Source organism: Campylobacter lari, from assembly GCF_004357905.1.
GTDB lineage: Bacteria > Campylobacterota > Campylobacteria > Campylobacterales > Campylobacteraceae > Campylobacter_D > Campylobacter_D lari_D.
Window position 1 is genome coordinate 69,147 of record NZ_SMTT01000004.1, and the last position, 16,433, is coordinate 85,579.

General features: G+C 31.2%; 13 protein-coding genes. 2 read left to right on the forward strand and 11 right to left on the reverse strand.

Features of this window, described 5'->3' with window-relative positions:
- Positions 1-8: 8 nt before the first annotated feature.
- Both E2O22_RS04415 and gltS read left to right on the forward strand, forming a co-directional pair.
- Positions 9-881 carry a formimidoylglutamase gene (locus tag E2O22_RS04415; protein WP_133319407.1) on the forward strand — a complete coding sequence of 291 codons (873 nt, stop codon included), beginning with the start codon at positions 9-11 and terminating at the stop codon, positions 879-881.
- Positions 878-2,068, forward strand: a complete 1,191-nt coding sequence (gene gltS, locus E2O22_RS04420; RefSeq protein WP_133319408.1) for a sodium/glutamate symporter — start codon at positions 878-880, stop codon at positions 2,066-2,068. Before E2O22_RS04415 ends, gltS begins: the two co-directional genes overlap by 4 nt.
- Positions 2,069-2,092: 24 nt before the next feature.
- On the opposite strand, the gene putP is transcribed toward gltS, so the two are convergent.
- The 11 genes from putP to nspC all read right to left on the reverse strand — a co-directional run bounded on the left by putP (position 2,093) and on the right by nspC (position 16,433).
- A complete protein-coding gene (gene putP, locus E2O22_RS04425) occupies positions 2,093-3,574 on the reverse strand; it encodes a sodium/proline symporter PutP (RefSeq protein WP_133319409.1) in 1,482 nt (493 codons plus the stop codon).
- Positions 3,575-3,586: 12 nt separating this feature from the next.
- Positions 3,587-7,084 carry a bifunctional proline dehydrogenase/L-glutamate gamma-semialdehyde dehydrogenase gene (locus E2O22_RS04430; protein WP_133319410.1) on the reverse strand — a complete coding sequence of 1,166 codons (3,498 nt, stop codon included), beginning with the start codon at positions 7,082-7,084 and terminating at the stop codon, positions 3,587-3,589.
- 138 nt (positions 7,085-7,222) lie between these two features.
- Positions 7,223-8,254, reverse strand: a complete 1,032-nt coding sequence (gene selD, locus E2O22_RS04435) for a selenide, water dikinase SelD (protein WP_133319411.1) — start codon at positions 8,252-8,254, stop codon at positions 7,223-7,225.
- A complete protein-coding gene (yedF, locus tag E2O22_RS04440; RefSeq protein WP_133319412.1) occupies positions 8,251-8,829 on the reverse strand; it encodes a sulfurtransferase-like selenium metabolism protein YedF in 579 nt (192 codons plus the stop codon). The genes selD and yedF overlap by 4 nt, the downstream gene beginning before the upstream one ends.
- 48 nt (positions 8,830-8,877) lie before the next feature.
- On the reverse strand, positions 8,878-9,606 hold the full coding sequence (locus tag E2O22_RS04445; RefSeq protein WP_133319413.1) for a winged helix-turn-helix domain-containing protein: 729 nt from the start codon (positions 9,604-9,606) through the stop codon (positions 8,878-8,880).
- Between the two features lie 55 nt (positions 9,607-9,661).
- Entirely contained in the window at positions 9,662-10,231 is a 570-nt protein-coding gene (gene fdh3B / locus E2O22_RS04450) for a formate dehydrogenase FDH3 subunit beta (RefSeq protein ID WP_133319414.1), read from the reverse strand.
- 10 nt (positions 10,232-10,241) lie between these two features.
- Entirely contained in the window at positions 10,242-13,064 is a 2,823-nt protein-coding gene (locus tag E2O22_RS04455; RefSeq protein ID WP_133319415.1) for a formate dehydrogenase subunit alpha, read from the reverse strand.
- Positions 13,065-13,080: 16 nt separating this feature from the next.
- Positions 13,081-13,284 (reverse strand): twin-arginine translocation signal domain-containing protein, encoded by a 204-nt coding sequence (locus E2O22_RS04460; protein ID WP_133319416.1) that lies wholly within the window; start codon positions 13,282-13,284, stop codon positions 13,081-13,083.
- A gap of 175 nt (positions 13,285-13,459) precedes the next feature.
- Positions 13,460-14,140 carry a TorD/DmsD family molecular chaperone gene (locus E2O22_RS04465; RefSeq protein ID WP_133319417.1) on the reverse strand — a complete coding sequence of 227 codons (681 nt, stop codon included), beginning with the start codon at positions 14,138-14,140 and terminating at the stop codon, positions 13,460-13,462.
- A gap of 63 nt (positions 14,141-14,203) precedes the next feature.
- Positions 14,204-15,133, reverse strand: a complete 930-nt coding sequence (locus E2O22_RS04470) for a formate dehydrogenase subunit gamma (protein WP_039627999.1) — start codon at positions 15,131-15,133, stop codon at positions 14,204-14,206.
- Between the two features lie 136 nt (positions 15,134-15,269).
- Positions 15,270-16,433, reverse strand: coding sequence for a carboxynorspermidine decarboxylase (nspC, locus tag E2O22_RS04475; RefSeq protein WP_133319418.1), 1,164 nt, complete (start codon positions 16,431-16,433; stop codon positions 15,270-15,272).

Below are 16,433 nucleotides of genomic sequence, written 5' to 3' on the forward strand. Positions count from 1 at the left end.
AGGAATACATGTGGCAAGGGAGAAATGATGGTGATGAAATTATCCATAAACGATTATTTAAATGTTTAAATCACTCTTCAAATAATAAATTATTAGGCTTTTGTTCATCATTGGGTGTGCAGAGAAATAATGGTAGAATTGGAAGTGAATTAGCACCAAAAATTATAAGAAAGAATATGGCAAATTTTGCTATACATGATGATTTTGATTTTGATGATTTAGGAGATATTGAAAATTTTGATACCCTAGAATTAGGCGATGAACTACTTTATCACAAGTGCTTAGAAATTTTACATAATAATCATTATGGTGTAATTTTAGGAGGTGGACACGAAACATCTTTAGCTTGTATCAAAGCGCTTTTAGATTACAAAAAAAGTGTAGGAGTTATAAATTTTGATGCACATTTTGATGTAAGAATTCAGGAGTTACATACTTCTGGAAATTCTTTTTACAAAGCTTATGAATATGCAAAAGAAAATAATTATAATTTTTCTTATCTTTGCTTGGGTGCAAGTAAATTATCTAACACAAAAGCACTTTTTCAAACTATGGATAATATGAAAGCAAGTTATGTTTTAGATACTGAATTTGAAAAATGTATAGAAGTCATTAAAAATTTCTTAAAACAAAATGAAGTTGTTTATTTAAGTATTGATATGGATGTATTTTCACAAAGCGTAGCTCCTGCTGTAAGCGCCCCTGCTGTTTTTGGTATCAATTTAAAAGAAATTTTAACTCCGATAAAAATTATTTTTGAAAGCAAAAAAGTTGCTTTAGCAGATATTTGTGAATTTAATCCTAAATTTGATATAGACAATCACACTGCAAAAATCGCTGCTTATCTAGCATATTTTTTATTAAGTAAAGGAATGATATGAAATTTGATAGTTTAAGTGTATTAGCTATTAGTATCGGGGTTTTATTGTTTGGTATGTTTTTGAAAAAACGTTTTTTAATCTTAGAAAAATTTTGCATTCCCGCACCAGTTATAGGTGGATTTTTAATCAGTATAATCATTTGGATTTTAAGTTTTATTGAGATTAAAGTTGATTTTGATACAAGTTTACAAACTCCTTTAATGGTAGCTTTTTTTACCGTAATAGGATTAAGTGGAAGTTTTAAACTCTTAAAAGTAGGAGGAAAAGTACTTTTAATCTATCTAGGTTGTTGCTGGTTTATGGCTTTAATGCAAAATTTTATCGGCATTTCCATGATGAGTTTATTCGATTTAAATAAACTATATGGAATTTTATGTGGTGCTGTTTCTTTGGAAGGAGGACATGGAAATGCTATAGCTTTTGGAGGTATGGTTGAAGAATTAAGTGGCTTAAATAACGCTAAAGTTTTAGCAGTGGCAGCAGCAACCTTTGGACTGATTTCAGGGTCTTTGCTCGGAGGTCCTGTAGCAAAATATCTTATAAATAAACACAAATTAAAAATCACAACTAATCAAGATATTAAAGATATAGATCCTCTAAAGCATGAAATTCACAATGCAAATTATAAAGATTTTTTAAAATCTTTATTTTTAATATTATGTATTATGTGTATTGGATTTTTTTTAAGTTCCAAATTTACACAATATAGCGGCTATTCTTTGCCTAGTTATGTTGGTGCCATGCTTGTTGCTATTGTTGTAAGAAATATTAATGATTCTTTTAATATTTTCAAGCTAAATCAATATACAATAGATACTATAAGTGAATTAAGCCTTGGTATTTTTTTAACTATGGCTATGATAAATTTAAAAATAAACGAACTAAGTGCTGTTGCTACACCTCTTTTTATTACTTTGATTGTGCAAGTTTTAGCTTTACTATTCTTTACAATTTTTATAGTTTTTAGATTATGCGGAAAAAATTATGATAGTGCGATTATGTGTGCCGGACTTATGGGACATGGTCTAGGTGCAACACCAAATGCAGTAGCAAATATGAATGCAGTTTGTTCTAGATATAATTTAACTTCAAGACAAGCTTTTTTAATAGTACCTTTATGCGGTGCTGTTTTAATTGATATTGTTGCAATACCTTTAAATACTTATTTGATTAATATTTTTTCATAGTTACTCTCGCATATTGCGAGAGTATTAGAGATATTTTAGCATTGTTTCATAAGCTGCTTTAGTTCCTGGGCGAACTTTAGTTACCATGCTCACTAAAATAATCACAACAGAAGCAGCTAAAAATCCTGGAATGATTTCATAAATAGGAAAATCAAGCCACTCTGCTAAGAAATTTTTATATGCTACAACCACAACTGCACCAGTAATCATACCTGCAATAGCAGCATATCTAGTCATTTTTGACCAAAATAACGAAAAGAGCATTACAGAACCAAAACTTGCTCCAAACCCTGCCCAAGCATAAGCTACTATACTTAATACGCTCGAGTTTTTATCAGTAGAAATAATAAAAGCTATCACAGCTACTGCTAAAACACCAAATCTACCCAAAGTCATCACTGTTTTATTGGACGCTTCTTTGTTAAAAATTCTTTTATAAAAATCTTCTGCTATAGTTGAACTTGAAACAAGTAATTGCGAACTTGCTGTGCTCATAATAGCTGCCAAAATAGCACTTAATAAAACACCTGCTATCCAAGGATTGAAAAGCAATTGCGACATTACGATAAAAATCTTTTCAGGATCTTGCAAACTAAGCTCAAATTTACTCACATAAGCTATACCTAAAATACCTATCAAACAAGCTCCAATTAAAGATATAACCATCCAAGAAATTCCTACAAAAGTAGCAGTTGGAATATCTTTAGTTGATCTTATAGACATAAAACGCACCAAAATATGTGGCTGACCAAAATACCCAAGCCCCCAAGAAAGCGCTGAAACTATACCCAAAAAGCTTAATCCTTCCCCCATAGAAAAAGTATTTGGCTTAATTTCTTTGACTATATTAACAGCTTCACTAAAGCCACCCAAATGATAAATCATCACTATAGGTACGATAATCAAGGCACTCATCATTAATAAACCCTGAATTAAATCCGTCCAACAAACTGCCTTATATCCACCCAAAAATGTATAAGCAACTATAATCACAGTTCCTGTAGTAAGTGCATAATCATATTGGATTCCAAAAGTTGCTTCAAAAAGCTTTGCTCCACCTACAAGTCCTGAAGAAACATAAAAAGTAAAGAATATCAAAATAACAATAGCACAAACCACTCTTAATATATGCTTATCATCATCAAATCTTGTTTCAAAATAATCTGGAATTGTAATAGAATTTGCAATCACACTAGTATAAATTCTAAGTCTTTTTGCTACAAAAGCCCAGTTTAAAAATGCTCCTATACTAAGACCTATTGCAATATAGCTTTCAGCTAAACCACTTACATATAAAGCTCCCGGTAAACCCATTAAAAGCCAACCGCTCATATCAGAAGCTCCAGCACTAAGTGCTGAAACTACCGGCCCCATAGAACGACCACCTAAAAAATAATCCTCTGAATTTTTATTTTGTTTATAAAAATAAAATCCAATAAAAAGCATTAATGCTGAATATGCGACAAACATTATCGCAATTTGAGTATTAATGTGCACAACCTCCATTTTTTCTCCTTTTTATTTTAAAGCACGAATGCCTAAATTTCCATAACGGTGGAAAGATATACTTAAAGCTTTTTCATTATGATATAAAAGCAACTCAAAACGTCCGTTCATTAAAGGCTTAGCATTGGCAATGATTTTTGCACAACTTGCTGCTTTTATGAAAATTTCATCATTAATATCTAATGGAGCAAAATAACGAATTCTTTCATAATCAGCTATTTTGCTAATGAAATTTTCTTTACTTTCTTTAAGGAATAAAGTTTTTGAACTAATTTTTTGATTAATCTTTTGCACAAGATCTATTTTTTCATGCTCATCATAACTTAAAATAAGATCAATATTTAGCACACTAGCTGCTAAAATAACTCCTAAAATATCTTTTAAACTATCATCTTTATGTACTCTATAAGCAATATTTTTAACCTTTGTATAAGAGAAAATATTATCCTCGCCTCTTATATTGACATAATCTTTTGCACTTGCAAATTCATGTTTTGCATGATAAGCATAGCTTCTTGCCATAGCTTTAATGACTTCAAAATCAGCTTTATCTTTTTCATTTAAATCCAAGCTTAAAGCATTTAAATTTGATACTAATTCATTATCTAAGACATTTTGATCAACTTGACTTTGCTCTATATCTAAAAATTGAGTGATGTAATTATAAATTCCAACTTTTCTACCAAAACCAATGGCTGATTTTTTAATACCACCAAAAGGTTGTCTAAGAACTATAGCTCCTGTTGTTGGTTTATTGATGTAAATATTTCCTGCCTCTATGTGAGTGTGGAAGTATTCCCATTCTCTCTCATCTAAACTTTCAAATCCTGCTGTAAGTCCATAGCCTGTAGAATTTACTATATCAATAGCTTCTTTTAAATCTTTTGCTTTCATTACAGTTAAGATTGGTGCAAAAAGCTCATTCATGTGCGTAAAATCACCTTTTTTAGTACCATATTTAATCCCTGGAGTTAAAAGATAAGGATTATCATCTACAAATTTAGGTTTTAAAGCCCAACTTTCATATGGAGCTAACTCATCTAATGCTTTTTGCAGTTTTACATCTGGTTTATCTGCTAAAGCTCCAAGTTTATTTTTAAATACAAATGGATTTCCAACCGCCATAGAACTAGCAGCATCTACTAAGGTCTTTTTAAATTCCTCATCTTCATAAACTTCTTCTTCTAAAACAAGTAAAGAAGTAGCAGAGCATTTTTGACCTGAATTTGAAAATGCTGAATGAATGATATTTTTAATCGCACTATCACGATCAGCAAATTTAGAAACAATAGTTGCATTTTTACCGCCTGTTTCAGCACTTAAAAGTAAGGTTGGATTAGCTTTGAGCATTGCATAAGCAGTTTCTTCTCCACCGGTTAATACTGAAAATTTCACACTTTGATCAACAAGCAAGTATTTTGATATATCGCTACCTTTAGCAGGTAAGAAAATCAAAGCATCTTTAGGAATTCCTGCATCCCAAAAGCATTTACAAAGCATATAACCTGTTAGCATAGATAAAGATGATGGCTTATATATTACTTTATTGCCTGCAGCCAAAGGTGCTGCTATGGTTCCTACTGAAATACCTACTGGAAAATTCCATGGTGCAATTACCACACCTATGCCTTTTGCTTTAAAAGTAGTATTTGGATTTTGCTCTTTTAGTTTTTCCAAAGAATGTGGGTAAAATTCTAAAAAGTCTATAGCCTCACTAACTTCAGGATCAATTTCTAAGAAAGTTTTTCCTACTTCTAAAGCTGCTATACCTATTAAATCTCCTCTACGATCTCTAACAAGTTGAGCAGTTTTTGCTAAAATTTTATAAATTTCATCATGACTTAAATCACTAAAATTTGAGCTCTTAGCTACATCTAAAGCATATTTAATCTCTTTTTGGCCTGCTAAATGTGCTTTACCTATAGTGCGATTTTTGATTTTATCTTTAACTTCTATTACTTGTAAATTTTCATTTTTAATTTCTTCTTTTGCAACCGGATACACATCGTAATTTTCTAAATTTTCATATTTAGTTCTTATATTTTTAGCCCATTCTCTATTTGCTTTTAAGATAAAATCTGTATCAGGTTCATTTTTAAATTCTTTACTCTCATAAGAACTAATAGCCTTTGTCTCATTATTTCTATCTTGAGTTCTATGAGTAGAATTATCCAAACTAGCAACGCCTTCTAAAGATTTTATAAATAATTCTTTTTGCATTTGCCAATTTTTATCATTGATTTTAAGGTTGAAAAAATATCTCATGAAATTGTCTTCACTAGTATTTTCATCAAGTCTTCTTACTAAGTAAGCAATGGCATTATTAAAATGCGCTTCATCGCACACCGGTGCATAAAGTATAAGATCATGCATTTTAGAAAGCTCATAAGAGCATTGCAAGCTCATACCTTCAAGCATTTCAAAAGTAAAAGATGATAAAGCTCCTGCTTGTGAAATTCTAGTATAAGCATAAGCAATTTCAAATAAATTGTGACTCGCAATACCTACATTAATATATTTATAATTATCACCCTCTAAGACAAAATCGAGCATTTTCTTATAATTACTATCTGTGTCAATTTTTTTATAAAAAGTAGGTAAAGCCCAACCTCTTTGTGAAGCTATAGTTTCTTCACTTTCCATATTCGCTCCTTTAACAAAGCGAATTTTTATAGGCTTCATACCTTTTAAAACTCTTTCTTTTGAAAAAGCAAAAAGTTTTTTCAAATATTCATAAGAATCAGGAAGATAAGCTTGTAAAACGATACCTGCTTTAATATTATACTTTGCAATACTTTCCATAAAAGCTTCAACGGTTAATTCTAAATCTCTAAATTCCTCCATATCAAGATTGATAAATTTAGACACACCTTGCTTTTTTTCTTCTTCTAAAGCAAGAGCATATAATTTATCCAATCTTTTTACCACTTCATCTTTAGAGTATTCAAAATCAATGATATTAATTTGAGAAAAAATGGTAGTGATTTTAATTGAAATATAAGTAATATAGCTTGTTTTTAATGCTTCTTCATATTTTTTTACTCTATAAGCACTCTCAGCCTCACCCAAAACCTCTTCACCAATTAAATTTACATTTAAGGTAATTTTATCTTCATCTTTTCTTTTACGCATATGAGGCTCTAAAACACTAGGGTTTGCATCTAAAACCATAGCTTTAGTATCTTCTCTTAAATGCTTAATGAAAAATGGCACACTAAGAGTTGGTGCAAATTTTCCAAAATTTAAAAATGAAAAAAGCAAAAATTTTTCAAAAGCACTAAAAAAATCTGCTATACCATATTTGTTTAAAGTATGCTCTATAAGCTCAAAACTCGCACTTTTATCTTTACATCTAAAAGAGCGATCTAAAAGTTCAATCAACATCACTTTATTTTTAGGATTGTTTAAAAGTTTTTGCATTTTGGCGTGAAATTCTTTTTCACTTTGAGAGATATTACTTTCTATTTTTCTTTGTAATTCTTCAGCTAATTGCAAAGCTTTTTGTATCATTTCTTCCTCCATTTAGTAATTAATATCTTTTATGATACAAAAATAGCCACAAAAATCAACATATATTTATTTATAATTTATTTTTTTATGTAAAAAAGTAACAAATATAAACATATATTTTTAATTGTAAATAAAATATTAGCGTAATAATAAATAATTATGAGTATTTCTTACACATCTAGCAATAATCTTTGCCTCTATATTGTAATCTTTCAAAATTTTCAAAGCCTCATTTGCATCTTTTTCACTCATTGCAGCTAAAAGTCCACCTGAAGTTTGAGGATCAAAATACACTATATCCTCATCTTTTTCATTTAAATTATCAACCCAAATTTTTAGGCTATCTTTATTTTTATAAGCTCCTGCTGGGATTATCCCCATATTAGCCATTGGCAAAACTCCATCCATTAAAGGAATTTCATTTTTATACACTTCTATCATAATCTCTTCATTTAACATTTCTTTTAAATGTCCCAAAAGACCAAAACCAGTAACATCACTTAAAGCACTAAGACTTTTAAACCCCTTTAAAATACGACTTGCGTAAAGATTTAAAAAACTCATTTGCTTTATTGCTTTTAAAATCTTTGCTTTTTCTAGCAAACCAGCCTTGATAGCAGTGCTAATAATGCCACTACCTATAGGCTTAGTAAGTAAAATCACATCACCATCTTTTGCACTATTATTAGCTATAAATTTCTTAGGATGAACTACACCTGTCACACTAAGACCAAAAATAAATTCATCATTTTCTATAGTATGGCCACCTACTAGCACAGCACCAGCTTCTTCAACCTTAGCTCTAGCACCTTCTAAAACTTCAAGTAAAATTTCATTGTTAAAATGACAAGTATCAAAGCCTACAATATTTAAGGCATTAATCACCTCAGCACCCATAGCAAATACATCACTTAAAGCATTGGCAGCAGCTATAGCACCAAAATGATACGCACTATCAACCACAGGTGTGATAAAATCAAGTGTTTGCACTAAAGCTAAATCTTCATTTAGCTTATAAACACTTGCATCTTCGTTATTATCAATACCACTTAAAATGTTTTCATGCGGTTTTAAAATGCCAAGAATTTTGTCAAGACCCACCGAGTCTAGTTTGGCAGCTCAACCCGCAGCTTTTACATATTGAGTTAGTTTTTGGTCTTTATATATCATAAAGAAATAATCTTTGCCTTTCCAAAAAGTTCATTTAAAATTTCATAAGCATTACCTATTTTGCCTATTTTAAGCTCTTTAGTTTTACCAAAAAATTCCAAACATGCCCCACAACTATAAATTTCAACCCCTAAATTTTCAAGCTCTTTCATAGCTTCAAAAGCCATATGAGAACAATCAGTATTCATTAAAACACTATCATTAACGCAAAGGATTTTTACAGGTTTATTAGGTAAATCTTTTAAGGTTTTTAAAAAACCTAGCATTAGATTTTTCCCAAGCTCCCCTTCACCTACTTTATCGCTTTTTAAAAACAACACATTATATTCTTGCAAATTTTGTTCTTGAATTTGAACTATATCACCATCTTTTATAATACTAATAATACTTTCATCATTTACATCTTTCACACTAAAGTTCAAATTTAAAGATTTTAAAAACCTCATTACATTTTCTTTAGAAGCTTGAGAATTTAAAAGAATTTCTAAATTTTCATTTTCTTTTAACTCTTCTAAAGCCTTTTTTGTCTCTATCACAGGACGCGGACAAGCTAAATCTCTACAATCAATTTTCATTTTTTACCTTTTTTACTTAATGATATATTTTTATAACTTGTATTCAAATTAAGTTTTATCTTTTTCTTGATTTTTCTTGAAAAATAATTCTTTAAAGCGCTTATTAGTGTATTCTTCTACATCTTGTTGTAAAATTTTAAAATTTTGAATTAGCTCATAAGCTCTAGGAGTAAGCTTACTACCTGATTGACTTCCTCTTCCTTTTTTAGCAATGAGCAATTCTTCTTTCATATTTTTTTCTAAATCCTGTATATAAAGCCAAGCTTTTTTATAATTCATCCCTAGTTGTTTAGCCGCTTGGGAAATACTTCCGCATTCTCCAACTAATTCTAAAATATCTGTTTTCCCTTTACCAAAAAGTAATTCTCCATCAGGATTTTCTACCCAAATTTTGCTTTTTATATGAAATTTTTTACCTTTTTTTTCTTCAAAACAACCAAGTTCGCAGTATTTAACATCAATTTTATAAGTTTTAAGCGTAGCTCTCATATCAGCCATATTAAAGTTTTTAGCACATTCTAAAGCATCTTTACATGATATGCGACGCTTAGAATCTAGTTTTGTTTCTAATTTTTCTAAAATTTCACTTTTTGCTATATTTTTATTTAACTTTCCAAATTGACCTAACTCGCAATCTGAAATTTTTACATCCATTTTTTTTATACTAGCTTGAAAATCTTCTTTGGAGTATTGTTTTAAAAGCTCTAGTGCTTTTTTACAAGTAAGTTTATTATTTTCATCAAGATTTTTTTGAATTTGCAAATTTAATTCTTCCATGAATTAACCTTGGATTATAAGTAGTAAAAAAGGGTGCCTGTAAACACCCTTTGGGTTATTTTGCATCAAGTCCTAAATTTTGGCCCTTAAGCAAAACTCTTTTTCTATACATTGCACTAACTTCAGCTGCATCACCAACCAAAAGTGCATTTGTAGAACAAACCGCAGCACACATAGGCACTTTACCTTCTGCAATACGATTTTGTCCATAAAGTTCTCTTTCTTCATGAGAGTTAGTAGGTTCAGGACCACCTGCACACATAGTACATTTATCCATTTGACCTTTAATACCAAAAGCACCATCTCTTGGAAATTGTGGAGCACCAAAAGGACATGCATAAAGACAATACCCACAACCTATACAAGTTTTTTTATCATGTAAAACAATACCATCAGCTCTAATATAAAAGCATTTTACAGGACAAACTTGCTCACATGGAGCGTCTGTGCAGTGTTGGCAGGCAAGAGTTGTTGAAAACTCTTTTCCTTCTATGCCTTCATTTAGAGTGATTACCTTTCTTCTATTAATCCCCACTGGCACTTCGTGCGCACTTGAACAAGCCACTTGACAAGCAAAGCAAGAAATACAGCGATTATTATCTACATAAAATTTCATTCTAGCCATAACTTACCCCTTAAGCCTTTTCAAGTCTGCAAAGTCCTGCATTAAATTCAGAAATTTGCGTATTTATATCAAAACCATAGTTAGTAACCGTGTTAGAACTTTCACCTATAGTATAAGGTCTAGTGCCTTCAGGATAATTATAACTTAAATCCACTCCTTGCATAATACCCGCAAAGTTATAAGGCAAGCAAATTCTATCCGGTGTAACAGAATGATTATGCACACATTTTACTTTAATCTTAGTACCTTGCGGTGAATGAATCCACATCATATCTCCATCATTTATACCATATTTTAAGGCAAGTTCAGGGTGAACATTAGCAAACATTTCAGGTGTGATTGCAGCAAGATATTTACTAGTTCTCTCAAGCATACCTGCACCACTTAAATTTACTAAACGCATACTTGAAATGATAGTTGGAAACTCTTTGCTCCAATCTTTCTTTTGTTGCTCGCTGATAAATTTACTCTCAACTCTGAAGTTTTTCTCTTGATCGCCCCAAGTAGGATATTTTTTAACCAAATCCCAACGAGGTGAGTGAATAGGCTCTCTATGTAACGGAATAGGATCGGCAAATTCCCAAACTTTCATTCTAGCTCTTGCATTACCTAAACAGCAAGCACTCTTTTCTCTACATTTTTCTAAAATAATACCTGAAATATCTGTACTCCAGCTAGCGCCCATTAATTCTTTTTCGCTATCACTTAGTTTGATATTAAATACTTTTTCAATATTTGCCTTAGTGATTTGTGGGTAACCACCTTTAACTTTACATCCTTTTGGAGTAAAGGCATCATCCGCTAATTGAGAATGTCCTTCATGCTCCAAACCAAAGCGGTTTCTAAAGCCCATACCGCCTTCTTCATAAGGCACATCAGTATTCCATAATATAGAAGTTCCCGGATGTTGTTCATCCCAACAAGGCCAAGGTAAGCCATAGTATTCGCCTTTAACTTCACCACCAAGACCTCTTTGAGTATCAGGATCAAAATGTTCCCAATTTTGTTGGTGTTTTCTTAAGCGTTCAGCTGAAATACCTCTTAAGCCTATACTTAAAAGACCATTACTCATTTCTCTTGTAGCATCATCAGGCCATATAAAATTATCATCATTGTCATCTCTTGTTTGTACAAGCTTATGATCTTTCAATTCCATTTTCATACCGCGAGTGTATTCTTTATAAAAACCGAATTTTTTAGCAAAAGCAAACATAATCTCTTGATCTTCTTTGCTTTCATAAATTGGTTTTACTACTTGAGAACGCCATTGCATAGCACGATTAGTCGCAGTGACATAACCTTCTGTTTCAAATTGAGTACAAGCAGGGATAATATAAATACCATCAGAACGATCTGCTAAAACTGCTACTTCATTTACAAAAGGTTCAGCGATTACAATCATATCAAGTTTTTTAAGCGCTTCTTGAATTTTTACCGTATGCGCCATAGAAGTAATACCCGTTCCTTGCACCCAAAGCACACGGATAGGTGAGTTAGAATAAGTTTTTTCTTCATGTAAAACGCCTTGCCACCATTTTGCTAGTGAAAAACCTTTTTCATGCATCCATTCTTTAGAATAAAATCTTGAATTTAAATATTCTCTATCTACATTCCAAAAATTAGCAAAATGATTCCACGCATTATCATCAAGCCCATAATAAGCTGGTAAAGTATCAGCCAAACAGCCCATATCAGTAGCACCTTGAACATTATCATGACCTCTAATGATGTTTGTTCCTGCACCTGGTTTGCCTATATTACCAAGAACGAGTTGTAAGATAGCTAGAATTCTTGTGTTGGAGCTACCTACCGAGTGTTGAGTAATACCTAAAGCCCAAAATAGCGTAGCAGGTTTGATTGTAGCTAACATTCTTGTGATTTTTTCAAGTTGAGCAGCTGGAACGCCTGTTACATCTTCTACAACTTCAGGAGTCCATTTAGCAGCCTCTGCTTTTATTTCTTCAACACCATAAGTTCTAGTTTTGATTAATTCTTTATCTTCCCAACCGTTTTTGAAGATCAAATGAAGCATACCATAAACTAAAGCTATATCTGTGCCTGGACGAATTCTTACATATTCATCAGCATGTACTGCAGTTTTTGTAAATACAGGATCTACAACTACCAATTTAGCATTATTACGATCTTTTGCTTGTAATAAGTGTTTAAATCCGATAGGATTTGCCACAGCAGTATTTGCACCAAAAATAATCATCATTTTTGAGTGTTTAGTCACATCACCAAAATGATTTGTCATAGCGCCATAACCCCATGTATTCGCCACACCGGCGACTGTTGCGCTGTGTCAAATTCTAGCAACGTGGTCTATATTGTTAGTACCCCAAAATGCTGCAAATTTTCTAAAATAATAAGCTTGTTGGTTATTAAATTTAGCCGAACCTAAAAACATAACGCTATCAGGTCCATTTTCTTTACGGATTTCAAGCATTTTATCACCAATTTCATTGATAGCTTGTTCCCAAGTTAAACGTACCCATTTGCCATTTTCTTTTTTCATAGGATATTTAATACGCTGCTTTGATTTAGTAAGATCGATTTGATCTATCCCTTTACAGCAGTGTGATCCTTGAGAAATAGGATGTTCTATAGCGTTTTCCTGACGCACCCAAACTCCATCTTGCACTTCTGCTTTAATTCCACAGCCTGCACTACAGATACTACAGATTGTTCTAACAATCTTAGAATCTGGATAAGGATTTGCTACTTCTTGTTCACTTGCAGCTCTAATAGCTTTGTTTTCACTACCAAAAGCCGCACTTCCAAGACCAGCAATACCAGCAAGCTTAAGAAAATTTCTTCTTGCTAATGCCATCTTCTTCCTTTCTTAATTAATAAGCTATTTTGTAGTATTTTTCCCAATGCATAGTTTTTCTATAAAGCACTTCTTTTTTAGTACTTTTTCCTAAAACTACGGTATTTTGCTCTTGGTAATCATCTTTAGCTAAAGCATTCACACTTGCCCCAGCTACTACCCCTAAAGCACCAATTTTCAAAGATTTTTTTAAAAAATCCCTTCTTTGATTGGCCTCCATGTTCTCTCCTTTGAAATAAAAGTAAAGAATAACTATAAATACTTATTTTCAAAGTATTTATACACTTAACAAAATAAATTTTGCATATTTTCACTTAAGATTTTATTTAATTTCTATTTTCATAAAAAGATGATTTTGATAATATGTATTTTGGTAACAAAATACATATTAATTTCTATAATTTACTAAGTTCTTCTATATTTGTTTTGCTAAATTTAGTAGGAAGTCTTGGCTCATAAGGAAGTCTTTGTAAAGCCTCATCTGCTATACTTTTACCTTCTTTTTTTATAGGTGCTTGTACTTCCAAATAAGCTCTTTCATTTGCAAAAAAGACTTTCATAATATTGGCAATAGCAATGTAAAAATTTGAGTTTTTGTGGATTTGTAATTTTTCTATAAACTCATCTATTACAGGGTTTATCACAAAACGAAATAATTGCTGTGCAACTTTTAAATCATGCTCAATAATACTTGCCATAAAAGCAAACAAAAAGCCAAATTCATCTTCACTTTGCCTACAATCTTCTTTTTTTCTAAATTTGGTTTTTCTAATGATTTCACAGGCTTGAAGCTTCATTTTGCCATCATCTCTACCCTCATCATAAAAAGAAGCACTAATAGGCACATTCACATAAGAAAAATCAAAAAACACTCCATTTTGTTCTTCTTTAAAACTTGCAAAATCACATACACTAAGTTTTTCAAAATCAAATTTTAAACTATCATCTAAAGGACTTTGAGCTAAAACTAAAACTTGCTCATGCCAAATTTTAAACTCATTTTCATCAATAAAATTAAAAGCTTTTGAAAAAAATTCATAAAAATATTTACGCGAAAGATCAATATCTTGTATCATTAATTTTCCTTGTTATTTTTATTTGATTATAACAAGGAAAATTTAAAAAAATCAAGTGAGATTTTAAAATTTTGTTTTAGAATCGTAAGTAAACGATGGATTGATTTGTTTTTTATCGCTTAGTTCTTTATACCAATAAGAATGTAAAATATAAACTTCCTCTTCTTCTTTATAACCACTAATCATAGAGTGGATACTTCCTTTAATAGCAAATACGGCCATATAAATATGAATAGCAAAAAATACTGCACATAAAATACCCAAAATATTATGGATGATAGCTGAAGCTCTTAAAATATCTATATGAGAAATGCCAAAAATAGATTGCAAAGAAGTAGAATTAAAATCAAGGAAAAACATAAACGCACCGGTGATTATCATCAAAAAGCCACCAAAAACAGCTATATAATACCAAGATTTTTGACCAAAGTTAAACTTACCCGCAGGCACAGGTTTTTTCTCTTTGCTTAAATATCCACCTACTATCATCATCCATCTTAAATCATAACTTGCAGGAAGCATTCTTTTAATCCAACACAAAAGCATAGGAATGATGGAAATGATAAATAAAATAGTAGCAATACCATGTAAGTTTTTACACATTCTTACAAAAAATCCACCGCCAAAATACGATCCAAAAATCATAATAAGTCCGGTTGGTACAAGGATAATCCAAGAGATTGCTGCTACAAAATGAAACAATCTTTCAAATACTGAAAAAGCGTAAATTTTCTTACCATCATGAGAAAATTTCTTTGGACCTATGACCATATAATGCAAAGCAAAAGCTGAAATTACCACTATAAGTATAATCAAAACAGCACTTGCAATATACTCACCTTGCAGTTTAGTCCACAAAGCACCAAAATTTTGATAACTTTCTATATTCATCACTCTTTGCACATCCCAAATTTGAGTATTTTTAACTTCAAAATTTTCTTGAGCAAATAGAAAGTTAAAACAGGCTAAAAGAGCTAGTATAACTCTATGCATAAATTACTCCTAAACATTACACGCTAGAAAAAGCTTAGCATTGTAGTTTTGTTAATTTTCAGTTTCCATTTTTATTTTAAAAAAAGTTTTATTTAAAAAACATAAATTTGCAAAAAACTACAAAAAAACTCAATTTTTAGTTTCTTTTTGAATAATTTTCATAACAAAACTCTCTTATCATAGATAAATTTTCATTCTTATCTAAGAACATTAAATTTGGAAGTCTTACTCCATTAAAAGTAGTGTTTTTAACTATGGAATAATGAATTTGATCTAAAAATACTATTTTTTGTCCTATTTTTAACTCTTGTTTAAAAGCATACTCGCCCATGATATCCCCTGCTAAGCAAGTATTACCACCAAGTAAATAAGCAAATTCGTTTTCTTTTAACTCGCTGTAATTTTGTCCATCACGACTTGATAAAATTCTAGCATTTAAAACCTCGCTTGTATAAGGCATAATGATAGTATCTGGCATATGAGCTTCACTTGAAGTATCTAAAATAGCTATTTTTTTCTCATTTTCTACTATATCTATCACACTTGCAACTAAAGTCCCACACTGCCAACCCACAGCCTCACCTGGCTCAAGATACACTTGCACACCGTATTTATCGCTAAATTTTTTACAAAGATCAATTAGTTTTTGCGTGTCATAACCTTCTTTAGTAATATGATGACCTCCACCAAAATTAACCCATTTTATATTTTTAATAAATTTTGAAAATTTAGCCTCAAAAGCATTTAACACAAGCTCTAAAGAATACGCACTTTCTTCACACAAAGCATGAAAATGAAGCCCACTTAAAGCACTTAAATCTTCATTTTCAAAATCAATCGCACGAATTCCTAATCTTGAAAATCTACCACAAGGATTATAAAGTTCTTTTGGAGCCACTGATAGCTCTGGATTACAACGCAAACCAAGAGACTTGTGGCTTGCTTTATCTTTAAATTTTTTAAACTGATTAAAAGAATTAAATACTATATGGTGTGAAAGATCTATGATTTCATCTATTTCATCATCTTTAAAAGCAGGTGAAAAAGTATGAATTTCTTTGTTCATATATTCTTTTGCGAATTTAGCTTCCCAAAGCCCACTGCAAGTACAACCTGATAGATACTCACCCACTATATCCATAGCACCTGAAAAAGCAAAACCCTTTAGAGCAAGCAAGACTTTTGCTCCACTTTGCTCACTCACTTTAGCCAAAAGCTCACAATTTTTTCTAAGCTTGTCTTCTTCTAAAATATAAGCAGGGGTTTGAAAGTCTTTATCTAAATGATTTTTAATTAGCAT